Origin of the sequence: Sphingobacterium psychroaquaticum, assembly GCF_900177625.1 — a bacterium.
GTDB lineage: Bacteria > Bacteroidota > Bacteroidia > Sphingobacteriales > Sphingobacteriaceae > Sphingobacterium > Sphingobacterium psychroaquaticum.
Window position 1 is genome coordinate 356,850 of the sequence record NZ_FXAU01000003.1, and the last position, 26,454, is coordinate 383,303.

General features: G+C 43.0%; 17 protein-coding genes. 16 read left to right on the forward strand and 1 reads right to left on the reverse strand.

Annotated features, from left to right (window positions below; translation table 11 throughout):
• Positions 1-265: 265 nt before the first annotated feature.
• From B9Y69_RS09895 to B9Y69_RS09910, 4 genes are all read left to right on the forward strand, one after another.
• A complete protein-coding gene (locus tag B9Y69_RS09895; protein WP_085472781.1) occupies positions 266-3,382 on the forward strand; it encodes a SusC/RagA family TonB-linked outer membrane protein in 3,117 nt (1,038 codons plus the stop codon).
• 11 nt (positions 3,383-3,393) lie between these two features.
• Positions 3,394-5,007, forward strand: coding sequence for a RagB/SusD family nutrient uptake outer membrane protein (locus B9Y69_RS09900; RefSeq protein ID WP_159451828.1), 1,614 nt, complete (start codon positions 3,394-3,396; stop codon positions 5,005-5,007).
• Positions 5,008-5,068: 61 nt separating this feature from the next.
• The gene (locus tag B9Y69_RS09905; protein WP_085472783.1) at positions 5,069-7,807 is read left to right on the forward strand and encodes a hypothetical protein; all 2,739 of its coding nucleotides are present in this window, start codon (positions 5,069-5,071) and stop codon (positions 7,805-7,807) included.
• A 60-nt stretch (positions 7,808-7,867) separates the two neighbouring features.
• Entirely contained in the window at positions 7,868-8,506 is a 639-nt protein-coding gene (locus B9Y69_RS09910) for a GntR family transcriptional regulator (RefSeq protein WP_085472784.1), read from the forward strand.
• A gap of 27 nt (positions 8,507-8,533) precedes the next feature.
• Here B9Y69_RS09910 and B9Y69_RS09915 read toward each other — a convergent pair whose 3' ends face one another.
• Positions 8,534-9,331 carry an SMP-30/gluconolactonase/LRE family protein gene (locus tag B9Y69_RS09915; RefSeq protein WP_085472785.1) on the reverse strand — a complete coding sequence of 266 codons (798 nt, stop codon included), beginning with the start codon at positions 9,329-9,331 and terminating at the stop codon, positions 8,534-8,536.
• Positions 9,332-9,485: 154 nt separating this feature from the next.
• On the opposite strand from B9Y69_RS09915, the gene B9Y69_RS09920 reads away from it, so the two are divergent.
• The 12 genes from B9Y69_RS09920 to B9Y69_RS09975 all read left to right on the forward strand — a co-directional run bounded on the left by B9Y69_RS09920 (position 9,486) and on the right by B9Y69_RS09975 (position 26,424).
• Positions 9,486-10,808, forward strand: coding sequence for an aspartate aminotransferase family protein (locus tag B9Y69_RS09920; RefSeq protein ID WP_085472786.1), 1,323 nt, complete (start codon positions 9,486-9,488; stop codon positions 10,806-10,808).
• 6 nt (positions 10,809-10,814) lie between these two features.
• On the forward strand, positions 10,815-11,993 hold the full coding sequence (dgoD, locus tag B9Y69_RS09925; protein WP_085472787.1) for a galactonate dehydratase: 1,179 nt from the start codon (positions 10,815-10,817) through the stop codon (positions 11,991-11,993).
• Positions 11,994-12,009: 16 nt separating this feature from the next.
• On the forward strand, positions 12,010-12,780 hold the full coding sequence (locus B9Y69_RS09930; protein ID WP_085472788.1) for an SDR family NAD(P)-dependent oxidoreductase: 771 nt from the start codon (positions 12,010-12,012) through the stop codon (positions 12,778-12,780).
• A 1-nt stretch (position 12,781) separates the two neighbouring features.
• The gene (locus tag B9Y69_RS09935; RefSeq protein ID WP_085472789.1) at positions 12,782-14,167 is read left to right on the forward strand and encodes a hypothetical protein; all 1,386 of its coding nucleotides are present in this window, start codon (positions 12,782-12,784) and stop codon (positions 14,165-14,167) included.
• Positions 14,157-15,722, forward strand: coding sequence for an SLC5 family protein (locus B9Y69_RS09940; RefSeq protein WP_085472790.1), 1,566 nt, complete (start codon positions 14,157-14,159; stop codon positions 15,720-15,722). Before B9Y69_RS09935 ends, B9Y69_RS09940 begins: the two co-directional genes overlap by 11 nt.
• Before the next feature lie 44 nt (positions 15,723-15,766).
• Positions 15,767-16,975, forward strand: coding sequence for a M20 metallopeptidase family protein (locus B9Y69_RS09945; RefSeq protein ID WP_144036540.1), 1,209 nt, complete (start codon positions 15,767-15,769; stop codon positions 16,973-16,975).
• Positions 16,968-17,939 carry a Gfo/Idh/MocA family protein gene (locus tag B9Y69_RS09950; protein ID WP_085472792.1) on the forward strand — a complete coding sequence of 324 codons (972 nt, stop codon included), beginning with the start codon at positions 16,968-16,970 and terminating at the stop codon, positions 17,937-17,939. Before B9Y69_RS09945 ends, B9Y69_RS09950 begins: the two co-directional genes overlap by 8 nt.
• Positions 17,940-18,028: 89 nt before the next feature.
• On the forward strand, positions 18,029-18,640 hold the full coding sequence (locus B9Y69_RS09955) for an RNA polymerase sigma factor (RefSeq protein ID WP_085472793.1): 612 nt from the start codon (positions 18,029-18,031) through the stop codon (positions 18,638-18,640).
• Positions 18,641-18,738: 98 nt separating this feature from the next.
• Positions 18,739-19,905, forward strand: a complete 1,167-nt coding sequence (locus B9Y69_RS09960; protein ID WP_085472794.1) for a FecR family protein — start codon at positions 18,739-18,741, stop codon at positions 19,903-19,905.
• A 107-nt stretch (positions 19,906-20,012) separates the two neighbouring features.
• Positions 20,013-23,660, forward strand: coding sequence for a SusC/RagA family TonB-linked outer membrane protein (locus B9Y69_RS09965; protein WP_085472795.1), 3,648 nt, complete (start codon positions 20,013-20,015; stop codon positions 23,658-23,660).
• Between the two features lie 22 nt (positions 23,661-23,682).
• On the forward strand, positions 23,683-25,227 hold the full coding sequence (locus tag B9Y69_RS09970) for a RagB/SusD family nutrient uptake outer membrane protein (RefSeq protein ID WP_085472796.1): 1,545 nt from the start codon (positions 23,683-23,685) through the stop codon (positions 25,225-25,227).
• Positions 25,228-25,290: 63 nt separating this feature from the next.
• The gene (locus B9Y69_RS09975; RefSeq protein WP_085472797.1) at positions 25,291-26,424 is read left to right on the forward strand and encodes a TlpA disulfide reductase family protein; all 1,134 of its coding nucleotides are present in this window, start codon (positions 25,291-25,293) and stop codon (positions 26,422-26,424) included.
• The last annotated feature ends 30 nt before the right edge of the window (positions 26,425-26,454 follow it).

Below are 26,454 nucleotides of genomic sequence, written 5' to 3' on the forward strand. Positions count from 1 at the left end.
ATATTTTTTGCTTGAAATACGCTAAATTGGTTTAACGACTGTTTGGGTGGAATTTTTGGAGTATAACTTTTGAAAAATCACCAACAAGGGAAATAAAAAAAGTAAAAAAATATTTGTTTGTATACATAATATATCTATTATTGTATTCATTATGATATAGGTGTTTCGAAAATATCGCCAATCGTTAACCGCGTTGGCCTGTCGTAACCCAAAAGAAACTAGATAATTATAAATCATTTAATTAATCATTTTAACCTGAGTAACAATGAAACTAAAGCAGTTTAAAATCAGGGATGCTGTAAATTGGAAATACCTATTAGTGGGTGTTCCGTTTATTTCATTTAGTGCGATGGCCGATACGGGGCATGGATCATTCCATACTTCCGCTTCTGTGTTTTCCATGGCTCATGCGCACAGCAAAGTCAGTGTTTTCCAGCAACAACTTGTCGGTCAAGTTTTGGATGGCAACGGTCAGCCCTTGGCCGGCGTGGAAGTGCGCAATCTGAAGCGTAATGCAGTAACCGTAACGGATCAGGAAGGTCGATTTCGGTTGGAAGGCGCGGAGTCAGATCCGTTGCGATTTCGACTGATCGGTTTTAAAACCAAAGAAGTAGCCGGAAAAGATGTGCGATCTGTCATTTTAGAAACGAGTGAAAGTACGTTGGATGAAGTCGTTGTGGTGGGGTACGGTAAGCAAAAGAAAGAAAATCTGACGGGTTCAGTATCTAGTGTTAAGTTTGATGAGTCGACTGTAAGTCGACCAAATATGAACTTGGCTTCAGCTTTAGTGGGTCGAGCGTCAGGATTGAATATTGCGCAAACTTCCGGAACGCCGGGAGCGGAAGGTTTCGATTTGTTGATACGTGGAAAGGGAACGATGAATGATGCGTCACCCTTGGTGGTCATCGATGGGGTACCCGGTGCGTTGAATGATGTGAATCCAAATGATGTTGAAAGTATTTCTGTTTTGAAAGACGCTTCTTCAGCAGCTATTTATGGTTCTCGTGCCGCAAACGGGGTGATTTTGGTGACAACAAAGCGTGGTTCAGGAGATAAGTTTACTGTAACCTATAACGGGTATTACGGTAGACAGCGAGCGGCTAAAAATCTGGACTTTATTACGGATATGGCTACGCATATGGAGATGGTTAATGAGTCGGAGGGACGTGCGAAGTACGATCCAAAGCTTATTGAAACCTGGCGTACAGAGTCTGCTGCCGGTAACCCGCTTTATCCGAATACGGATTGGTATAAAGAGATGTTAAATAATTCCCCATTGACCGAACATACTTTGTCCGTGCGTGGCGGAGGTGCGAAAGGTAATTTTGCAATGTCTTTGGGCATCTTGGATAATCCGGGGATAATTGATAACTCAGGATATAAAAAGTATGATTTCCGGATTAATGCTGATACGAAGATAAAAGACTTTTTGACTTTAGGAGGAAATGTGTTCGGTTCTTGGTCGAATCGTCAACCATTGGATGTCAATAGTTTCTTCTCCACCATTCGGAATACAACTCCGGGGGTGGTGCCGCAGTATGAAGACGGTCGTTATGGCGGAGAAATGTTTCCTGGTTTACCACAGGGATCTAACCCGCGCGCTTACGTGGATAATATACGGGGCGATTACGAACGCCAAAAATTAGGCCTTAAGTTTTTCAGTGTTGTAAATTTCATGAAAAACTTGGAATGGGAAACTAGTTTTGGCTTTAACTTTAACAATAACCGAAACTGGGAGTATGTGCGCCCTTATTCCTTATGGAATCTACAAACCAATTTCGAATATCAGAAAAAACCTAGTGTAAACAGTTTGTTTAATGGAAGCATTCGAAACTACACGACCGTTGTAAATACACTCTTGCGCTATCGGGAAACTATTGCACAAGATCACCATCTGGCTTTGTTAGCGGGTTTTGATCAGCAATATAATCGGATGGATAAGTTCGATGCTAAAAAGAATGATATTTTAGGGGACGATGCGATCTATATCATGGATGCAGGGGCAAATCTAGAATCAATTACCGGTTCAGGCACAGATGATGCTTTACAGTCATTTTTCGGACGGGTTAATTACGATTATAAAGGTAAATATCTTTTTGAAGCAAATGCGCGTTATGATGGATCTTCACGTTTTGCGAAAGAGAATAGATGGGGATTCTTTCCTTCCTTCTCTGCAGGATGGCGTATAACTGAAGAGTCTTTCGCACAGCCTTTGAAGACTGTCTTTGATGAAATTAAATTACGTGGTTCTTGGGGACGTTTAGGAAATAACCGTATCGGTGATTATACCTATCAGGTAGTTTATGGTTCCTATCTATATCCTTTCGGTGGACAATTAAAGCAGGGGGTAGCTCCTAAAGATATTGCTAACAGCAAGATCAAATGGGAAACAACAACAATTTCTAACATTGGTTTAGATTTAGGTTTGTTGAATAATAGATTGACTTTCAGTGCGGAATATTTCAATAGAAATACGACAGACATCTTGACGAAAATTCCAATCCCAATGGTATTGGGTAACTTCTCGCCACCTTGGCAGAATATTGCGGAGATGCGTAATAGGGGTTTTGATTTTCAAGCGGGATACATGGGTAAGATAGGGAGCGACTGGTCGTACGGTGTTAATGGAAACATCTCGTTTATTGATAACAAAGTGATTAAGTTTAATGGTAATAAATCCATTAATGAAAGCTATATCACCATGGAAGGCAAGCCGTTTAATAGTTTTTATATGTTAGAGTTTGATCGCATTTTGCAGAGTCAAGAGGAGATCGATCAACTGAAGGCAGATGGTTATACATTTGGAACCTATGTCGGCGGAGAGCCTAAGCCAGGGGATATGCTTTATAAGGATACGAACGGCGATAAGGTGTTCAATGACCAAGATCGCGTGGTGAAGGATTATTCCGCTATGCCGAAAGTTACCTACGGACTTCAGGTGAATGTAGGTTATAAAGGTTTTGACTTAAATGTTGTTGGACATGGGGTTTCAGGGGTGCGCCAATACTGGGGCAATGATGGATTCAATACGTTTAATATCAATGAGGGATTTTTACAGAGTACAACGATCTTAAATCGGTGGACACCAGAAAATAAATCAACAGAATATCCGCGTTTACGTACCTCTGGCAGTGCTTTGAATACCGTTTATAGCGATTACTGGTTGCACAATACATCTTTCTTTAGAATCAAGTCGATTCAATTGGGCTATGCATTGCCACAACATACTTCACAACGGTTTAAAGTGGATAGATTACGGGTATTTGCGAACGTAGAAAACTACTTCACATTTACGAAGTTTAAAGGCTACAATCCAGAGAATGCGAGTGTCGCATATCCTTTAATGAAACAATGGGTAGTCGGTTTAAATGTTACATTTTAAAAGGAAAAGCCATGATTAAGAAATTTTACAAAATAGTAGTGGCCTTACTTGTGGTCACAGGTTTGAACTCTTGTAGCGACTTCCTGGATAGAAATTCGTTGGTGGGTTTATCAGAAGATAGTTTTTGGAAATCCGAGCAGGATGCTATAATGGGTGTAAACACGCTCTATAGCGCAAACAAAGAATTTACGAACAGTATTGTTATCTATGGTATGATGGATGATTTTACGGATATATCATACCAATCCTTTGCGACGGGACTAACAACGGGTGTTTTTCCGACCAACGCAGGTTTTTATTTGACTTCTTGGGGGATTTTTTTCAAAGGCGTTTATCGTGCTAACACAGCATTGAAAAATTTACCAGGAATCTCGATGAATGAAGCGATTAAGAACCGAAGCATTGGTGAGGCTAAATTTTTTAGAAGTTATTTCTACTTTAAACTGTGGGATTATTTCGGTGGTGTTCCGTTGTATGATACTCCGATGAATGTGGATGAATCTTACAAACCACGGAACACGGAAAAAGAAGTGTACGAGTTCATCGTTAAGGATATGACGGAGGCTTATGCGGTTTTGCCTGAAACGTATGATGCTTCCAACAAGGGGCGGGTAACAAAATGGGCGGCCTTAGCTATGCGCGGAAAGGCACACTTGTGGGCGAAAGAGTATGCAAAAGCGGCAGCCGATTTTAAAGAGTTGATGGAGAAAAGCGATCGTAAACTTCTGGCGGATTTTCATACCTTATTCCGCGTAGCGGGAAATAACAACAGTGAGGTTATTTTTGATGTGCAGTATATAGCGGAACAGGGACACGGTATTGCTACAGATCGTAATTATGGTAACGCGCGTGGTGCTACCACAGGATCACAACGTACACGTCCGACACCAAAGCTGGTTAATACCTTTGAGATGAAAGACGGTACTCCGTTCGATTTTAAAAATTATAAAAATGCCAAAGGAGGTGAATTTAATCCGAATAGTGTAGAAGATTGGAAAGATGAAGCTTCGGTTCGCAAATTATTTGAAAACCGGGATCCACGCCTTCAACAATCGATCGTTTTACCGTGGTCAACCTTTGTGGGTAAAGGCGGCGCAACATTTTTGTACCGATTCCCTGTTGTTACGAGTGATGCCTCGGCATATGTGCCAGTATGGACGAATGGTAGCTATGCTTGGCGTAAGTTTGTAGAAACGGGATCTGTCTACGTGTTGCAGGATAATATGCCACAGAATTTCCCATTAGTTCGTTTGGCCGATGTGATGTTGATGTACGCAGAGGCTAAGAATGAGGAGCTGGGAGCGCCAGATCAAAGTGTTTTTGATGCAGTCAATGCGGTGCGCAAGCGTGCCGGTATGCCGAATGTTTCGGGTCTAAATAAAGATCAGATGCGTGAAAAAATCCGTCAGGAGCGTATGGTAGAGCTGTGTGGTGAAGGGCAACGCTATTCTGATATCAGAAGATGGAAGATTGCAAAAGATGTGGTTGATAAGGTGTGGATGACAGATTTTAATGGAACACAAATCAGACAGCGTGGGTTCCCGGATCATTATTATTTATGGCCGATTCCGCAGGCTGAAAGAGATTTGAATACAGCTTTGACGCAAAATCCAGGTTGGGAGTAATATACTCCCAACCCTTTTGTAACGTGTAGATTTTTTATATTTTTCTTGGTAATTTAATTCGATGTTGCGTAGATATTTAGGTTTAGTTTATTTGTTTTTTTTGATATCCGTTTCCCAGGGGCAAACTACGGAAGTCTCCATTGTTCCGCGTGAACAATGGAAGGTGAATAAGAAAACGGCGGTTCTGGAGAAAGGAAAGGAGTATTCCGGGGTGGGGTTGGTTTTGAAACATTCCGTCGAAGAGGGTTATCCTAAGCGCGTGTCCGATGTGGAAATTGTGCTTCAGGTACCCAAAAAGGGACGTTATGTTTTGGAGACGGTAGCGGCACCACGTGTGTTGGAGCAGCTCAAGAAGGAAGATGCAACGGGGCGCTTGACGCGCGTAGCTTATTTTCAATTGGGAGCACAACGAATAACAAAACGAATAGTCTACGACAATGCAAAAGGAGGTAAACAAGAACTGGGAAAATTTGAGTTTTCAGGACCTAGTGAGCGTCTAAAAGTATGGCTTCCTAATAACCTGGCTTTACAGGAGGTTCGTCTTGTTCCCTATGTCGCTCCCGTGGCGCCAGAAGCCGCTGAGGTGTATAAACCAAAAGTGCTGCCAAGCTTGGCTAGACCTCGATTGTGGGTGAATAAAGAAACCTTGCCTATCGTGCGCGGGCGCTTGTTGTCGGTAGAAAATAAGGAGGCTTGGGATCAGGTCAAAGTGGTCGCGTTGACACCTTATTCGTTTGCATTCAGTGCGGATCAGGAGATGTTTTATGATGAAAAGCTAGAACAGGTCATCGAGCAAAAAGCATTCTACTATTTAATGACACAAGATGAAAAGGTAGGTCGTGAAGCGGTGGATTTGATGGTGAAGTATATGTCAGTGCTCGAGTTTGGAAATGTAAGCTACGGTGATATCACACGCGAACTTGGACGTGCAATTTATACCGGTGCGTTGGTGTATGACTGGTGCTATGGGCTGATCGATGATGCAACGAAAACTGCAATGCGCGGAGATTTTACACGTTTGGTGCATGATATGGAAATTGGTTGGCCTCCTTTTTATGGATTAGAGAGTATTATCAATGGGCATGGTAATGAGGCGCAAATCTGTCGAGATATGTTGTCTTGGAGTTTAGCGGTGTACGATGAAGACCCTGAGCCTTACAAGTACGTTTCTTATACCATATTGGAGCAACTCGTTCCTATGCGGAAGTTCGAATACCAGTCGCCTAGGCACAATCAAGGTGTAGACTACGGTGGTTATCGTTTTGGTTGGGAGATGCACGCTGTGTGGCTGTATTATCGTATGCTGGGATATTCTGTTTTTGATGATAACATCAAGAATATGTCGGATTATTGGTTGTATATGCGGACGCCAGATGGGAAGATGCTGCGCGATGGCGATATGTTTAATGTGAAGTATTCGGGGAGCGATGAGTTCTATTGGAAGAACCCGCAAACGATGCTGTTGTGTTATGCTTTTTCGGGGAATAGACTCATTAAAGGTGAGTTTAAAAAGCAAGGTGGTTTACCTAATAATCCAGTATTGTATCTGTTGTTAAATGATCCGGAGCTAAAAGCTGATTATGATCTTAATCAGTTGCCGTTGACCAAAGATTTTGGTCCAATACTTGGCGGAATGGTTGCGCGTACCGGTTGGAGCGAAGATCGGGAGAGTGGGGATGTGATTGCCGAGATAAAAGGGGGCGGTTACCACTTCGGGAACCATCAGCATGCCGATGCGGGTGCTTTGCAGATTTACCATCACGGTATTCAGGTCGGCGATTTAGGACTTTATCTTTCCTATGGATCTCCGTATGATTTCAATTTCAATAAACGTTCGGCTTCGCATAGTATGATGCTGCTGCGGGATCCTGCGGAGCCTTTGCTTTTCCGCACAAAAACAAACGATGGAGGAACCCGTTTCAGTCAACGTTTTCCGAAAACGCCTGAAGAAGTGCTATCCGATGCATGGTTCCATACCGGAGAGATACGGGCAACAGCAGTAGGGAAAGATAAGCTAAAACCGAGTTATAGTTTCTTCAATGCGGACTTAACAGCAGCGTACACAGCAAAAGTCCGTTCTTATGTTAAAAGTTTCCTCTTTGTGAACCTGGAGCGTAAGGATGTTCCAGCCTTGATTATTCTTTCGGATGAGTTAACAAGTAATAATGCTGATTTTGAACCTTTCTGGCAGATCAATACCTTAGAAAAGCCAACCGTCGTTCCTGCTGGTTTTCAATTAACAAGTGAGTTTAAGGGAAAGAAGGGGACCACATATGTTGATATGTTAAAGCCAAAAGCAGGGGATCGTGAAGCGTTATTGTGGAGTGGAGACTCTTCGGCATTTGTTTTTGGAGATCTGTATCAGGTGAAATCTCCTTGGCCGGAAGCAAAAGGTACTCGTATTATGGTGCGTCCCACGAAAAAAGAAACAACAGCAAGCTATTTGAGTATTTTTCAAATGGCAGAGGGCGAAACGCCGAAGCTGCCAGTTGTTTTTGAGGAGAAAGAGAACTATTATCTTTTTAAGGTAGCGGATAAAGTTATAGTAATGGCAAAGGCACATGTTTTCTTGCGGGAGTCGGTGCAGCTCGAAGTGCCAACTGATCAGACGTATGAGGTTATCATAGTCGGTCTACAGGAAGGTTTTTGGAATGTGAGAAATACCGCAAAAAATAGTAACTTTAACTTAAATGTGCTAAAAAGTAATCATACAACCAGTTGGAAATCTAGCGGAGGAACATTTCTATTAACGCCCGAACGGGTATATGGTGCCCAAGAAGGGAAATCTGAAACATTCTAAGTGACGATTGTTTTTCTAAATGATTTTGTATTCTTATTTTTGCATTAAATTGTATACAATATGAAAGAAGATTCGCTAGCCAATAAGGTCTACTCGGAGGTACGTAAGAAAATTTTGTCCAGTCAACTCGTTGGAGGGGCGCGTTTAGTAGAGAGCGTTTGGGCGGATAAGTTGGCGGTGAGTAGGGTTGCTGTGCGGGAGGCTTTTATGCGTTTGGCCGGAGAGAGTTTAGTAGAGTTTGGTGAGAAAGGTGGGTGTTTTGTGAAGAAGATGACCGCCGAGGATGTGAAGGATATTCGGGAGTTACGCGAGTTATTGGAGGTTGGTGCCTTGAAAATTTTATTTGCGAAGAAAGATAAAGAGGTAATCCGGGATCTGGAGTTGATCTGTAACGATTTTTCGGAGATGGTAAGTAAGGGGTATTATGGCGGGGCGTGTGAGGCTGACGTGCGTTTTCATGAACGCATTATTGAAGGGACCGAAAATGCACGATTAATTGCAATCTATAAGAATAGTAATATTCCGCTTTTTCATATGAAGCTCGGTGCTATTATGGGGCAGATGGAGGATTATAAAGATACAGAAGAAGAACACAAAAGCTTGGTTCAGGCTTTAAAAGCCGATGATTGGGAAAAAGCCTATGATACGTTGGTTAACCATTTAGATCGAGGTGAGCATGAAGCGCTAGAGTTGATTTAGTAAAACCGAAAACCTTAGGGGGCCTGTTTATAACAGGCCTTTTTTTGTGGTTGGAATTTGTAGTAATGTTCCTTTTTCAGCCTCTGTGATGATTAAGCCTGTTTCTCCGAAAGGGGCTATCGCACAGTTTGTTGGGTTTCTTCCCAAGGTGCTGATTGTGGTTACTGCTGTTCCGTCAGGTTTGTAAACGTCAATTTTAGCGGAGCCATAAAGTGCGATGTAGATATGATCAGTTGTGTCTATAGCAATACCGTCAGGTCCTACGTTTCCGCCAACGTAACATAGTTTAATGGCGTTTTCAATCTTTTTTGAAAGTATGTTCCATTGCATTTTCCATAACCACTGGGTTCCCGTTTCCGCCACAAATAGGGTGTTGCCGTCTGTGCCAAAGGCTAACCCATTGGGGTAGTACAGTCCGTTGTATATTTTTATGATTTGTCTTTCAGGGGTGAGGCAGCATATGTATCCCGTGCCATCTTCCAATTTGTCTCCAGGGCATGTGAAAAGTAAATTCCCAACACGGTCAAAGCAAAGGTCATTTGGCATTTTTAAGGGGACGCCTTCGATTTCGTCAATAACAGTTTGTGTCTCTTTTGTAAGCGGATCATACTGTCGAATACTGTTTTGTTTGGAATCGCAAAACCAAATAACTCCCTCTTTATCTATTGCAATTCCGTTAGGGTGTCCGTCGACAAATATGCGTTCTGTTACTTTATTGTTGTAATAAATCAGGTTTCCAGCTTCCTTTTCGACCAGCCAAATCGCACCCTTTTTATCGTATGCAGGGCCTTCTGGGAAATTTAAACCTTCAATTAGTGTTTGCATAATAATTATTTAAAATTTATTTTTAAATGTATACAAAAATATCATAAATTAGTATACATAAAACGTTGGTGTATTTATTTCTCTTTTTAAGGAGGTATACCAGCAAAAAGAGAACCCAATTGTAAAATAATAATAGCAAAAGTTTAGAATAAGCATGCAAGTAAATGAAAAATCAACCGCTATACTGCGGGAAAATTCAAAGTGGATACCAGGAGGTGTGGTATCACTAAATCGTAAATCAGATCCAAATATCTGTTTTGTGAAAGGTTCTGGGAGTAAGGTTGTCGATATTGACGGAAATAGTTTCATCGATTATCAAGCGGGTTTTGCGGCTTCTTTTTTAGGGCATAATGATCCTGATGTCAATGCTGCAGTATTACAAACCTTGCAGGAAGAACAGGTGTTGATGGGAGCTGGACCTACTCTTTTGGAAGGGGAGTTTGCAAAATTGTTCTGCGAATCGGTTCCGAATGCAGAAAGTATACAGATTACAACAACTGGATCTGAAGCGACATATCATGCGATTCGTATTGCTCGTGCGGTGACCTCTCGTGATCATATTATTGTCATGCAAGGTGGATACAATGGTTGGCACAATGATGTTGCTTGTAATGTAATCAGTCAGAAGGCTGATATTGGCGCCTATACTTCTCCTGGTGAATATCCTTTTGATTCTTTGAGTGCAGGCGTGCCGAAAAATCATAGTGATTTGGTTCATGTTGTTAATTTTAACGATCTGGAGAGTGTGCGTTATGTGGTTGAAAAATATGAAGTCGCGTGTATCTTATTGGAGCCAATCTTGCAGAATGTAGGTATTGTAAAACCAGAACCAGGTTACCTGGAAGGGCTTCGCGCTTTAGCCGATGAGCTTGGGTTTTTACTGATTTTCGATGAAGTCAAAACCGGCTTTAGGCATGCTCTTGGTGGTTACCAGTCGTTATGTGGTGTACAACCAGACTTGTCGACTTTTGGTAAGGCTGTTGCGAATGGTTATCCACTTGGGGTAATCGCTGGTAAGAAAAAATACATGGATTATTTTGTTGATCCTGACCGTAAGAAACGCGTTATGATTGCGGGTACATTCAATGCTTTTCCGTTGACAACCGCTGCAGCAATTGCTACATTAAAGAAACTTTCTAGCCCTGAACATCAGGTTTATACACATGTAGAGCGTTTAGGGGCACTTTTAGAAGCAGGGTATAACGAAATATTTCCTAAATTAGGTGTACCATTTTATGTGGCGAGACAGGGGTCTGCTTTTTGTACCTATTTCATGGATCATGCACCTGTTAATTTCCATGATATCTTAGATAATCACGACTTTGATTTGGATCTACGCTATCGGAAGCAATTAATTAAAGAAGGGATTTTTAATTTCCCGGCAGCGATTAAACAAGGAAGTATCTCCTTTGCGCACACGGAAGAAGATATCCATAAAACATTGGAAGCAACAGTGAATGCGATCAATAAATTATAGCCTACTATGAAAATTACTGCTATTGAAACCTTTGTGTGCCATGCGCGCATGAGAAACTGGATCTTTGTGAAGGTGGTGACGGACCAGCCAGGATTATGGGGTTGGGGAGAAGCTACTTTGGAATGGCATACCCAAAGTGTCGTAGGTGCGATCAAGGACATCTCACAACTATTGATCGGCGAAGATCCGCGTCGCATTGAGCACTTGTGGCAGATGATGTACCGTCAGCACTTCTGGCATGGAAACGGTGTCGTACGGGGTACGGCCATCAGTGGTATCGATATCGCCCTGTGGGATATATTAGGAAAGATACATAATGTTCCGTGTCACGAGTTATGGGGAGGTCGCGTGCGCGATTATATCCGCCTATATTGTCACCTTGGTGGTGGACGTATGGAGGATTTTTATGAAACTGCACCCGATGATGCGAAACGTTTTGGCGATCTGGCACTGGAAGCGGTAGCGGAAGGCTTTACGGCATTTAAATCGATGGCCGTTCCGGAGACGATGTCTTTGGAAGGACTTCGTCCGATAAAATATGCGGAAGCCTGTGTACGAGCGATGCGTGAGGCCGTGGGTGATGATATTGATATTATGGTGGATTGTCATGCTCGTCCTAGTCCTCGTATGGGATTGCAGTTTGCAAAAGCATTGGAACCATACGGACTCTACTTTTTCGAAGAACCTTGCTGGCCGGAGGTAATGGATGATATTGCGCTGATCCAGCGTTCGGTAACCACACCGATTGCATCAGGTGAACGTTTAATTGGTGTTCACGCCTTTCGAGATATGTTAGAAAAGAGAGCGGTAAGCGTTATTCAGCCTGATATTACGCATTGTGGCGGTTTGACGGAAGCCCGGAAGATTGCGGCTTTAGCGGATGCATATCGTGTTTCTATGGCGCCACATAATCCGCAGGGGCCAGTGAGTACGGCCGCCTCTATCGAATTGGGGTTTGCCACACCTTCGTACATTATCTGTGAGAGTGTACATAAAGATGTCGAATGGCGCCAAGATGTGGTCTCCGAAGGGTTTACTGTTCAGGAAAAGGGAAGAATCGTTTTACCGAACAATAGACCTGGGTTAGGGATCGAAATTAATGAGGAAGAAGTCAAGAAACATCCATTTCAACAAGAAATCTTACAACGTACATTTTATAAAGATGGTAGCGTAGGGGATTGGTAAAACCGGTAAACCGTTTATGATACAAGAATTTAAAGATAAAGTCGTTGTTATCAGCGGAGGTTTGGGCGATATCGGAAGAGCTATTGCCCAAGCTTTTCTTGCTGCAGAAGCCATTGTTTGTATCGGGGATAAATCGAGCATGGCAGAGGCTATCGAAAGGTGGCCTTTTTTGGGGGAAGCGACTAGTAGAGTGAGTTACCATACCGTGGACGTTGCAGACCCACTCTCGGTAGAGACATGGATTACAGACTGCCGTAAGCTATATGGTGGGATATCTATATGCATCGCCAATGCTGCACGGGTGACATTGAAAAAATATAGCGAGATCTCGAACAGCGAGTGGAAGGATGAAATGGGCGTAAATCTTGATGGCGCCTTTTTTGTTGCTAACACATGCGCTCGTGCTTTTGTTACAGATAAAATTCCGGGAAATATTGTGTTCCTAGGAAGTTGGGCAGCGCATGCTGTGCATGAAAATTTACCTGCTTATAGTGTTTCGAAGGCCGCTGTTCGGATGCTTTGTCAAACCATGGCGCTGGAGTATGCTGCACAGGGCATTCGGGTGAATGAGATTGCTCCGGGTTACGTGAATGCGGGTTTAAGCAAAGTGGTATGGTCTAAAGATCCTCGGTTGCAAACCGAGGCAGCGGCAGTAGTACCATTGGGGACGATTTTGGAAAGCGAAGAAATTGCCGACCAGGTGCTATGGATGTGTTCCAGTGCATGTCGTCAAATGACTGGTGCTTCTATTGTGTTGGACGGTGGTTTATCCTTAATCAGGCCCTAAGATGAAAGAGCAAAAGGAACAGTTGAAAGACCGAGCGACAAACTTACATGCAAAATTTGGTCTTGCTTCACGTGTTATTACACCACCATTAGGGATCTACTCTCGTAATTGGGGGGCGGCTAAATTTGATCAAGCGACCGGTATACACCAAGACTTGATGATGCAATGTTTATACACCCAAAGCGAGGGCGGAAAACCTGTCGTTTTGATTACTGCAGATCTGGGGTGGTGGAAAAATGCAGCCGATGAGCAAACTCTACGTTTTTCTTTACTGTCGTATTTTCAGTGGGATGAATCGCAACTTATTTTCGCGCTTTCACATACACATGCTGGCCCTAGTATTTGTTCGACGGATGAAGGACAACCGGGAGGATCGTTGATTAAACCGTATTTGCTTTTCCTCGAGGAGCAGGCTAAAGCTTGTGTGGAAGAGGCGCGTGAAAACCTTTTTGAAGGGTTACTAACCTGGGGGTATGGCGTTTGTGATTTGGCGACAAATCGTGATCTGAAAGTTGGCGATGACTATCTAATCGGTTATAACCCAGCAGAAGCGGCTGATCAGACCTTGTTGGTTGGACAATTACATGATTTAACCCATCAAAGACGTGCTATTATCTGTAATTATGCTTGCCATCCGACCAGCTTTGCCCATGAAAATGAATTGATATCGCCAGATTTTGTGGGGGAACTTCGGGAAACGGTCACAGGCTCCCTCCAGGTTCCTTGTTTCTTTTTGCAAGGTGCTTCGGGAGATCTTGCTCCGAAAAAACAGTATGTAAAAGATCCTAAATTAGTAGAGGCCAATGGCAAACAATTGGGGTACGCTGTATTGGCGACAGTAGCGCAGATGGAACATCCCACGCAACGCTGGGTATTTGAAAAGGCGTTGGTTTCAGGGGCTCCGCTTGCTTGCTGGCGTTTTGAAGAGGAGGTACCCCATAATACGGTTGACCAAAAGATACAGCATGTTGAAGTTCCTTACAAAACGATGGACCATGCAGAAACCATCTTGGCCGAGTATGAAGCTTGTACCGATCGTGTCTTAAAAGATAGACTATGGCGTAAGTATAACACGCGTATGTCCATTGGTGATCGGCAAACGGCGACGATACCGGTATGGCTTTGGAAAATGGGAAATGCAATTGTTGTGGCGCAGGCCAATGAAGCTTATTCGATGTATCAACAGGCTGTCCGTGCCGCATTTCCTGCGTATTGTATCGCTTTTGTCAATATCGCGAATGGATATGTGGGGTATCTTGCTCCGCAAGAGCTGTATGGTAAAGATATCTATGCCGTATGGCAGAGCCCATATGAAAAAGGAAGTCTCGAGATATTAATTGAAGAAACTAAGGCCGCTATACATAAACTTATAACCAATGAAACTTGAATGGATTGACATCACCATATTTGTTGTCTATATTGTAGGAATTGTATTGCTCGGGCTCTACGCGTCCCGACAGAGTTCCAAATCGAAACGAGACTACTTCTTAGCGGGTGATAAATTACCGTGGTGGATGATTGGCGGAAGTATAATTGCTGCCAACATTAGTAGCCACCACTTAGTGGGTGCCATGGGAGCGGCTTATAGCCGTGGCTTTGTTGCCATCACCTTGGAGTGGGGAGCCATATTGATTGGCTTTAACGCGTTGTTATGGATTTTCTTGCCTTTTTATATTCGTAACGGCTTTTATACCGTCCCTGAATATTTAGAAAAACGTTACGGAAATGGAACACGGACGCTCTACGCGGTCTTAATCCTTTTTACGTATGTATTTGTTGAAATTGGAGCCGTCTTGTATTTAGGCGGACTTTCGCTCCATGCGCTGTTTGGAATTCCGATTCTCTATAGTATTTTCGGAATGGCGGTATTAACCGGTTTATATACCGTTTTGGGAGGTTTAAAAGCAGTAATATGGACCGAAATGGTACAATTGGTGATTTTGGTCTTAGGCGGAATTGTTCTCACCTTTGCTACCATTGATGCTGCAGGCGGTTTTCAGGCCGTTGTAGATTCTTCTACGGATTGGAAGATGTTCTATCCAGCTTCGGATCCGGATTTTCCTTGGACGATGTACCTCGGTGGTTTACTTTGTATTAGTATTTTTTATTGCGCGACAAACCAGTTTATTGTACAGCGCGTTTTAGCGGCTAAGAATGAGTGGCATGGTAGAATGGGCGTTATATTTGGTGATTACCTGAAATTTTTTGTACCACTGATTATTACGATTCCTGCCTTGGTAGCGCCTAAATTTTTGCCGCATTTGGATCAACCTGATTTACTTTTCGCGACATTGGTGGAGACATTACTCCCTAAAGGTTTGGTCGGGTTAGTAATGGCTGGATTGATATCGGCTATTATGTCGCATATCTCGGGCGCTATAAATTCCTGTACAACCATCCTAACAGTCGATGTTTACAGCCAATATATTAATAAGAAAGCGACCGATGTAGAAGCTATTCGTTTTGGAAAGAGAGCTGGCGTAGCCATCATTATTTTAGGGATTATGAGTGCGGTTGTGTTGATTAGTCATGCCGATAAGCCTGTGTTTCTCTATTTAATGAACCTGTACGGGCTTTTTACGCCAGGAATTGCCACGATGTTCCTCATGGGGGTATTTTGGAAACGCACGACTTCGCAAGGGGCACTCGCTGCGGGGTTATTAACGATACCACTTTCCTTGATCTTGGAGTTTGCTCTACCGGAAATGCCTTTCTTTAACCGTACTGGGATTGTCTTTTGGGCCTGTATGTTGGTCTGTGTGATTGTGAGTCTATGTACGCCGGCCGTACCTGCTGATCGATTGGAGAATCTGATCTTGACAAAGGATAATTTTAGAAGATCTGCCAGCGATAAGGCGAAATACAGTGGTTTTAAAAACCCGACTTTGTGGTGGGCGCTTATTACCGCGATGGTACTCTATTTTTATATTCGTTATTTTTAGAAGTGATAACGGAAAAGGAAGAGTTTATAATTTTTAGTTAAGTAATGAACATAATGGGGAATACCATGGACCAGCGTGTAAAAGAAATATTCGATACGGTCGTGAAGCACCGTAGACATCTGCATCAAAATCCGGAACTATCGTTTCAGGAGTATCAAACGAGCGTCTATATCCAAGAGGAACTAACGAAGTTGGGCATTCCTTTTCAAGTCGTTATGGAAACAGGCGTTGTTGCTGTTTTAGAAGGGCGTAAGGAGACTTCCGATGCGATTGTAGTTTTGCGAGCTGATATTGATGCTTTGCCAATATTTGAAAAAAATGAAGTGTCCTACAAATCCAATAACGACGGAATAATGCACGCTTGTGGACATGATTTTCACACCGCAAACCTGTTGGGTGCTGCGACGCTATTGGTTAATATGTTGGACACTTTTTCGGGGAAGATAATTCTTCTTTTTCAACCGGCAGAAGAGCGTATTCCTGGGGGAGCTAAACAGATTGTTGAATCGAGGGTGCTGGAATCATTTGAGGGGACGATTAAGGCCGTTTTGGGGCTTCATGTTAGTCCCCGCTTACCGCTAGGCACCATTGGTATCAAGCCGGGTCGGTTCATGGCATCCAGTGATGAGTTTTATATCCGAATTAAAGGGAAAGGGGGGCATGCTGCCGAACCACATCGTGCAGTTGATCCCGTTATGATTGGTGTACAGCTGTTAAATGCACTGCAACAAATCGTCAGTCGGAAGGCTGATCCAAGTATCCCTTCTGTCCTCACTTTTGGCCGATTTATTGGTGATGGGGCGGCAAATGTGATACCACAAGAGGTGCTGTTGGAAGGTACTTTTCGAACAATGGATGAGCCATGGCGTAAAGAAGCATTGCATCATATCGAAACATTGATTGCCAATTTGCCGGTCGCATTAGGTGCGGAGGTTACGTGCGAAGTGAGACATGGGTATCCTGTTTTACAAAATGATCCCCACTTGGCGCAGGAGCTTACGCGAGTGTTACGCAATCATTTAGATCAGATACATGTCGTAGACCCTGGAATCTGGATGGCGGCGGAAGATTTTGCTTATTACTCGCATCAATACCCTTCGTTGTTTCTTTTATTGGGAACCAGTAATACGAATGCCTCTACACAATACGGCTTACATAACGCACAATTTGATCTGGATGAAAATGCATTTCATGTTGGCATTCCCGTGTTGATACAATCCGTGTTACATCTGTTAAACACATCGAATGGATAGAAAGGGCTTTATGTTATCCTTGGCAGGACTTGGGGTGGGGTATTCGTTGTCCGCCACATCTTTAGTACCCGAGAGTAAAAGGTCAAAACGAATTGGCATTATTGGACTGGACACCACGCATGCTATCGCTTTTACAAAGGCTATAAATGAAGCTGTCGCTGGGAGCACGTATAGCAATTTTCGTGTTACTACCGCTTTTCCGTATGGAAGCCGCACTATTCCACTTAGTATAGATCGTATTCCGAAGTTTACACAAGAAATCCAAAAGTACGGTGTCAAAATGGTGGAAAGCATCGCACAACTAATCAGAGAGGTAGACTATGTGATGCTCGAAACGAATGACGGCAATCTTCATCTAGAACAGGCATTGACTGTTATTCGTGCGCGAAAACCGTTGTTTATTGACAAGCCTATCGCTAATTCGTATGCTGATGCTCTTCAAATCATGGAGACGGCAAAGGCATACCAGTGTCCTGTATTTTCAACCAGCTCCCTGCGCTATATCGGTGGCTTAGCGGACATGGATAAATCGAAGGTACGAGGGGCAGATATCTATACGCCAGCAACCACGGAACCGTCGCATAAAGACTTGTTTTGGTATGGAATACACGGTGTAGAGATGCTATTTGCACTGATGGGGAAGGACTGTCTTTCCGTTCAAACTATCAACGGTGCCGATGCGGATGTATATGTCGGCAGTTGGGCGGACGGTCGGGTGGCTACATTGCGCGGTATTCGGAAGGGGAAGGATGATTTTGGCGGAACTGTTTTCCTCTCGGATGAGATTTTTACACTTGGTAAGTTTGTTGGATATGCCCCGCTGTTGGATCGCATACTTTCGTTTTTCGAAACGGGTATTAGCCCGGTGGATGCTGAGGAAACATTAGCCATCGCTTCATTTATTGATGCCGCTTATGCCAGTAAGCTCCAAGGAGGGGTGTCCATTAAGCTCGTACAAAGGTAGTCGTGGAGGTCTACAGTGAAGTTTCGATTTTTCTAAATTTCATAATTTCTCTTTTTTTTCTTTAATTGCCATCCAATATCAATCTACACATGGATACTAGTCAAGAAGAAATAAAGCAGTTTGAGGGCTTTAGATTTGGGGATGAGGCAAACTACGAACTTCTCTTTCATCGCTATTATCAACCCTTATGTCTCTTTGCGCTTCAATTTAAGATCAAGAAAGTAGAGGCGGAAGAGATTGTTCAAGATGTACTGCTCCAGCTATGGAATAAAAAAAATGACTTTCAGGATGTAGAAAAGATGCGTGCTTTTCTCTATGTAAGCACACGTAACGCCACCTTTAATCTTTTGGATAAAAACAAACGTCTGCTCAAAAACCGTGAACTTTTCTTGACCGATGCTGAAGCTGAGGCACATACTATCCCTCTGACAGCGGAGCAACACCAAATGATCGTATACGCCGAGATGGTTAAGTCCTTGCATGATGGTATTATGCAATTGCCGGAGCAATGCGCAAAGATTATGCTGATGTTGTATATAGACGGCTTAACGGTTGCCGAAATTACCGAAGAATTGCAGATTGCAGGAAGTACCGTTTATGCGCAGAAGCGAAAGGGTATAAGCCTGCTTAAGACATACCTCAATCCAGAAGACTATGTCCTTATTTCTCTCCTAATAACTGGTTTTTTTAAAAATTATTAACCTGTTAATCAGTTTCTTGTAAAGTTTATTGGTTAACGCGTAGTAATTTCTTACCGCAGTTCTGTTTGTATCCATTAACTGACTGCCAGAAAAAGATTATGAAGATTGTACCGCGTAAAATAGCTGCCTTGATTGCGGCTGCGAAAATAGATAGCCTTAGCCCTGAAGAAGCGCTAATGCTACAGGAATGGCGTGAGTTGACTCGTCAGAATGAGGATATCTACCAGGCGATAATCCGTCGGGAGGATATTCGGGCAGATGTAACGCTACTCGGTGAGATCGATACCATTGCAGCACTGGACGCAGTCCGCAAACGGATGGAAATCGAAAAACAGGCACCAAAAGTAATACGGTTAGATCGTCGTTTACTCGCCATCGCATCATGCATCTTGGCTATTTCCATTCTTGCTGTACTCTGGTGGGCACGTCATAATACCGATAGGACCTCGATTATACAACCCGGAACGAGTAAAGCATATATCACCGTGAATGGACAGGAGAATATTGCTTTGAATGAATCGAAAGGAGAAATTATCTTCCTGGATAGCATGCAATATGCGGATGGATCTACTGTTTTGGTAAATACAGACGCGTCTAAGGCTATGGATGATACCGTGCAAATAACGGTTCCTTATGGAGGGGAATATAAGATTGTATTATCTGATGGTACAAAAGTAATGCTCAATGCGGGATCATCTCTACGGTTTCCTAAACGCTTTACAAAAGCGCCGCGTGAAGTTCAGCTTTTTGGAGAAGCCTATTTTAATGTCGCGAAAGTACTGGATGCAAAATCAGAGCGATTGCCTTTTTTCGTACAAACAAAACATCAAAAAATTCAAGTGCTGGGAACGCAGTTTAACGTTTCTGCGTATGCGAGCGATAATGAAACGGCAACCACACTTGTCGAGGGGCGTGTTTCAGTATGCACCCAAAGCGCACAGGAACAGTGCGTCATCCTGGAGCCTGGATATCGAGCCACCACCAATAGTAAGCAGGAAATATATACGCAAAAGGTCGATGTGTTTAGCACAATCGCGTGGACTAAAAATGAGTTTGTTTTTGCGGGAGAACCTTTATCATCGGTTATGGAAAAAGTCGCCCGTTGGTATGATCTCGAATACACCTTTAAAGAACCTAGGCTGAAAAAAGAAAAGATAGAAGGAATCTTACCGCGATACGCGTCCGCCAAGGAGTTATTTGATCTCCTGCAGGAGTCTGGGTTGGTTCGTTTTACTGTGGAAGGAAAAAAAGTGACGATATACTAATATTTAATACAGAAAGGAGGAAAATAAGGAGAGAAATTTAGCGGCTTGCGTTACCGGTGAATAACGCACTACTAACACCATTATTAAAATAAATAAATACCTAACTAATGTACAAGATTTTTACGAGAAAGGGGATGCCTACATCCCTCTTGGGTACTTCTGTTCCACTAACCGACGATAAGGAGACCACAAATGTAAAGAGTAAGATGTTTACAAAAAATGTGAAACGTTTTTCTTTAGCGTATGCCATGATGCTGTTGGGGGTGATGGGCGGATACGCTTCCTCACATGCGCAACGGATCAATATAAAAGAGAAGAATATCTCTTTTAGAAAAATTTTACAAGAAATAAATAGACAAGCGGGTTATCATTATCTATGGACCGCTAAAAATATAAATCCAGAGACGCAGATCTCGGCCGCCTATACGAATCTTTCTGTACAGGATGTCCTGGAAGATATCCAACGCAAGAATCCGGTGATTTTTGAGGTTGCCGATAATGTGATCCGAGTGAAACAACGACCTGCATTAAAGGCGATCAACGCAAATGTAAATGTAGAAGAAAACATGCCAGTTGTGGTGGTTGAAGAGCAGCGTCCTATTCGCGGAAAGGTGGTTAACGAGCAAGGCCAACCGATGGTTGGCGTTACGGTGACCGTTCAAGGAAAGAAATTGGGCGCATTGACGGATGCTGATGGTGCTTTCTCCATACTTGGTGTGGAAGAGGGGGCGACTCTTTTGATCTCCTATGTAGGTTATACCAGTCAAAACGTAAAAGCAAGTTACAATGGTGCGAATATTACCCTTATTCCGGACGACCGCGTGGTTGATGGCGGTACGGTTCGCGTGAACACGGGATATCAAAGTCTAGCGCGGGAACGGATGACGGGGGCGTTTAGCTATATCAGTGGAGAGCAATTGGAAAGCAAGCTTGCAACGGGATTGAAAAATGCACTAGAAGGACAAGCTGCAGGGGTTGTAATTGATAAGTCCGGTAATATTGAAATCCGCGGTATATCGACTTTTAATGCACAAAAGACCCCTTTAGTAGTCGTTGATGGCTATCCAATTGAAGGATCGATTGATGACATTAACCCGATGAATATATCGAGTATTGTTGTACTGAAGGACGGTGTGGCTGCTTCTATTTACGGGTCACGTGCCGCCAATGGGGTAATCGTAGTGACCACGAAAACAGGTAGAAGTAGTAAACCGAAAGTAAGCTATTCTGGATTTGTAAATATCGTGCAACGTCCGGATCTGAAGTACCTGAACCGTGCATCGAGCTCGGACTATATTGATGCAGAAATTGACCTGTTTAACTTAAACCCAAATGGTCCTTCGACGTTAAGTACCGGAAATATGAGCCGTGTTACGTACTTGCTGATGCAGGTTCGCGAAAAGAAGATTACCGAAGCAGAAGCTATGGCGGAAATCGATGGTCTGCGTAAAATTGACGGGATGAAGCAGATTGAAGATGCTTTCTTCCGGAAGAAAATCACCCATCAACATAACCTCGGTATTTTAGGTGGTTCGGAGGAGTATAACTATAATATCGCCGTTAACTACCAAAATACGAGAGAGAATTTGATCAATAACGATGGTAAACGGATTATTTTCGATTTGAAAAACGAGTGGAAGCCCTTTTCATTCTTAACGGCTGGTGCATCTGCTAATTTTACGGTAGACAATGGTTCTTCCAGTTGGATGTTGGTTAATACAAGCACAGGGCCTTCCTACGTTGGGAATCATTTTTCGACTTTAACAGCGTACGGTAGTGCCTCTCTTTTGAGACCTTATACGAACCTTTGGGACGAGAATGGCGATCCAGCCGATATCTGGGGGATAAGCCAGTATAAGGTGAATACCTACAAAAATACGCCGGGTATGAAACAATGGGGATACCACCCAATGCAGGATATCAACGATAACAATTATAGTAGAAAGTCGTTCTCATCGCGTCTTACAGGTTTCGTTAGAGCACAGATTATCGATGGGCTTACCGCCGAATTTGGTGGTAACTGGGTACGTGGTAACACCCATGTAAAAGGTGTACAAGGGGCAGATGCTTATGCCGTACGTATTGCGTACAATGATGCAACATCCAAAGCAAACAAAGCCAACCATTATTTTCCGGATGGAGCCGTTATCAACGAAAACAGAGATATGAACGAGTCGTGGACATTACGTTCACAGGTTAACTATAATAAGAACTTCTTAGGGGATAAACACCGTGTGAATGCGTTGGTTGGAAATGAGATCCGTAAAATTACTGCGGACAACAATCAGCTCGCTACGCGCTTAGGATATAACCCAACGGCAGGCTCTTTTATTCCAGTGAACTTAAAGGATTACCTTGGAGGGATCTATAGTTCGGACATGTTATTTGCATCTTCCTTCCAAGGGATGACAAATGGGGAGTTTCGCTATGCGGATAACCGCTTCGTATCTTGGTATGCTAATGGATCTTACGAATATGATAACCGTTTTATCGTTAGTGGATCGATGCGTTTGGACTTAACGAACTTCTTTGGAACGGATAAAGAGTATCGCTACAAACCGCTTTGGTCGCTTGGTGCTACGTATAAACTGAGCAATGAAAAATTCTGGAACAGTGATGTGGTTAACAAATTGTTCTTACGTGGTTCGTATGGTATAAACGGAAATATTTCTTTGAATAATGGTCCGTTCTTGATTCTTAGCGTGGGAACTTTCTCGCAAACGACGGGCGGTGTTTCTTATGGTGTTTCCTCGCCACCAAACAATCAGCTGCGCTGGGAGAAAACCAAAATATCAAATGTGGGGATAGATTTTGGTTTATTCAACAATGCGGTGGAAGGTACATTGGATTATTACAACAAGAAAAGTTCCGATTTATTGGCAGCTGATGCTATTGATCCTACATTGGGCTACACATCACTGGTTAAGAACGTAGGTGAGATGAGTAACCATGGTTTCGAATTAAGTCTGAATATGCGTGTGGTGAATACCAATAATTTTAGATGGACGGTATCTCCGAATATTGCATACAACTTCAATAAGGTAAACCATTACAATGTGACACGTGCTTATCCTTCAAGCTATACGACATCACAAGGGATCTTAGCGGCCGGCTATCCTGCAGCTAGTATTTGGGGATACCGTTATGCAGGCTTAAATGATAAAGGACAAACACAAATCTATGGTAAAAACAACGATGTGAAGTTGATCGGAAATGCATTGATCGAGGATGTTTCGTATCAAGGAACATTCCGTCCGAAATGGGACCTTGCCTTAACGAATAGATTAAAGTATAACGATTGGAGTCTTTCCTTTATGTTTATTGCGAAGCTTGGACATAAATATAGAAAAGATGGTTTCTTAGGTTCTAATTTCCAAAACAGACACGTCGGTGAACGCTGGAAGAAACCGGGAGATGAAGCGCATGCTATCTATCCGGCACTACAATCATGGAATATGGATATGTTCACTTTCCCATATACGGATATTTTATTGGGGAATGCCAGCTATGCTAAACTTCGTGACGTAACCTTGTCCTATGATTTAAGCAAATGGACTAAATCGTTGAAGATAGCGAATGCACAACTGTATGTACAGGGACGTAATTTGTTCAGAATAACAGGTAAAGGTGTAGACATCGATCCAGAGACGGCAGAAGTAAACTTAACTTCAGGAACGGGAGCGGCCACCGAACAGGGGTACACATTATTGCCTTTGCCGCGTGAGTTCTTTATTGGATTACGTATAGGCCTTTAATCATTAATCAATAGCATTTAATATGAAAAAGATATTTTATTCCATACTGGTTTCAGGAGCGCTTGTAAGCAGTTCTTGCACGAAGTTTTTGGATGTGAAACCGGTCGGGCAATTGATACCTACAAAAGTGGAAGATTTAGAGAATCTACTAAATAATACGCGTACGATTGACTACCACTTTATCGATAATAACAGAGGTTCATTTTATGCCTTTCTAGGGGATAACCTTCAGATCAGTGTCAACCAAGAAAAGTATTTGTACCTGAGTACGCATCCCAATGTGGATCGCTATGCGGCCTATACTTTTTATCATCCTTATTCAGATCCTACTAAACCTCAATATGCTTGGGAGTGGGGGATTTATCGCGCAACAGCGATTTTCAATACGGTTATCGATGAGGTGACGAATTTAAAAGCGGAGGGTTCCGATTTGGGTAAAATTATTTCTGGTCAGGCCAAAGCGGGACGGGCTTGGTCGTATATGGTAGGCGGACTAGCTTACGGACCGATGTATGATCCAGGTGCTGCGAATGATAAGAAGGTTTTACCATATCGGAAGGCGAGTTCACCGATTGTGGCAAACCCGGATTTAGCAACGACAAAGGAGATTATGGATTTGGTGGAGCAAGATTTGATGGAAGCGCGTACAGCTCCGGATAATGTGGGGAATCCATCACGCGCCAGCTTGGCAGCTGTTCATGGTCTTCTTGCTCAGTTTTATATGTTCAAAAGGGATTGGGCTAAAATGTCCGAGAATGCGGAGTTGGCTTGGACCAAAGTTTTAGCGAACAAAGGGTCGGTAGATAATGCAATTTATGATTATAACAAATTCTATTACAAACCAGATCCCAATGCTTCTCCTTCACCGGGTACGGATGTCGAAGTCGGATTAGAGCTAATTGGGCAGGATAATTTTATTCGTCAGACGGACAACCGTGAGCAGCTGTTCTACCGCATGACGCCGTCAAGTTCTGGACATTATCCGTCGGATGAATTCTTATCAATTTTCGATAAAACGAACGACCTTCGCTATAAATTGTTTGCCTTAAAATCGTTAGGCTATTCTATAACGGTTGGAGGTGTTAAGTATGATGATGGTATTAAAGTATATTACTATAGAGATGCGAAAATGGTCGATAACCAAGGGCTTACCAATCCAGAGCTCTTGTTGATGAAAGCAGAAGCAAATGCGCGCTTGAATAAGCTCTCGGTTGCATTGGCAGATTTAAATTTGCTTCGTAAATACCGCTATGCGGGAACGAATAAAAATTTGCCAAACGGTGCTTCTTTAAGCCAAGATCAACTCTTGGAAGAGATCCTAAAGGAACGTCGTCGCGAGTTGCCACTTGGTACATACCAACGGACAATGGATGTTAAACGCTTGGCGCTAGATACCGGTAAGCCGTGGGCAAAAACAAAAATCGACCATGTTGTAGGCGGTAAAACGTACTCGGCGGAGGTTAATTCGAAGTTTTATACGTTAGAGATAAACAACCCTACGATTAATCTTAATCCGCAATGGGGCTTGCAGCCAAATAATACAACTTATTTACCAATAAAAAACTAATTTTAATCCGGATAGTCCTTCCCATCGGGGTGGGGTATCCGGATTTCTTAACCATCTAGAAAAATGAAAAAATCACTCTTAAGTACGCTGTTCTTACTACCGATGTGTGTATGGGCGCAGCAAGAAAATTTTAAAATTGAAGGTGCACTTAAAAAAGCACCAAAGAATGCGAAAGTGTTCTTGTCTTACCGCACGCCTGATAGTAATGTTACTGACTCTGTTGAGTTGAAAGGCGGTAAATTTGCGTTCAACGGTAATGTGGCTGGCCCTACATTAATGACGGTACGCGTACAACGTGTCGGAGATAAACCGAGCGCGAACGGTGGCGGTGATAGCTATAGTTTATATGTGCATACGGGCTTAAACAAATTGGCAGCTAATGATTCAATCAAAAATGCTTCTTTCTCCGGCCCTCAAGTAGGCTTGGATTATGTGGGCTATGCGAAGAAATTGGAAAAGGTTACTGCGGCAACTCGGGCGGCGGAGAACATGTGGTATGATGCGACCGATGAACAACGTAAGGATCCTAAATTAATGGAACGTGTGCGCGCTGCAATGAAGCCGTTAGGGGAGCAGAAGTTGGCGTTGCAAAAGGAATATCTTGCAGCAAACCCAAATTCTATTGCAAGTTTGATGGCCCTTCAGGATATCGCAGGTTATCAGATGGATTTAGACGTTGTTGAACCTGCTTTTAAGGCACTTTCTGCCGCGGTACAAAATTCAGCTCCAGGGGAAGCGATGAAGAAACGTATCGCCACCGCAAAGGTTACTGCAATTGGCGCTATAGCTCCTGACTTTACGCAGAATGATCCAAACGATAAGCCGGTGAAATTGTCTGATTTTCGTGGTAAATATGTGCTTTTAGATTTCTGGGCATCTTGGTGTGGTCCTTGTCGTGCTGAAAATCCACATGTAGTCGAAGCATACCATAAATTTAAAGGAAAGAATTTTACGGTGCTTGGTGTTTCTCTTGATAATCCAGGTAAGAAAGATAATTGGTTAAAGGCGGTAGCGGATGATAAATTGGAGTGGACACAAGTGAGTGATCTACAGGGATGGAAAAATGCTGCTTCTACGTTGTATGGGGTGCGCGGAATACCACAAAATTACTTGATCGGTCCTGATGGAAAAATTTTAGCAACAAACCTTCGTGGCGCAGGACTAGAGAAGAAACTTATTGAATTGTTAGGCGAATAAGGCAAAGCTGCTGAATATAACATTAAAAAA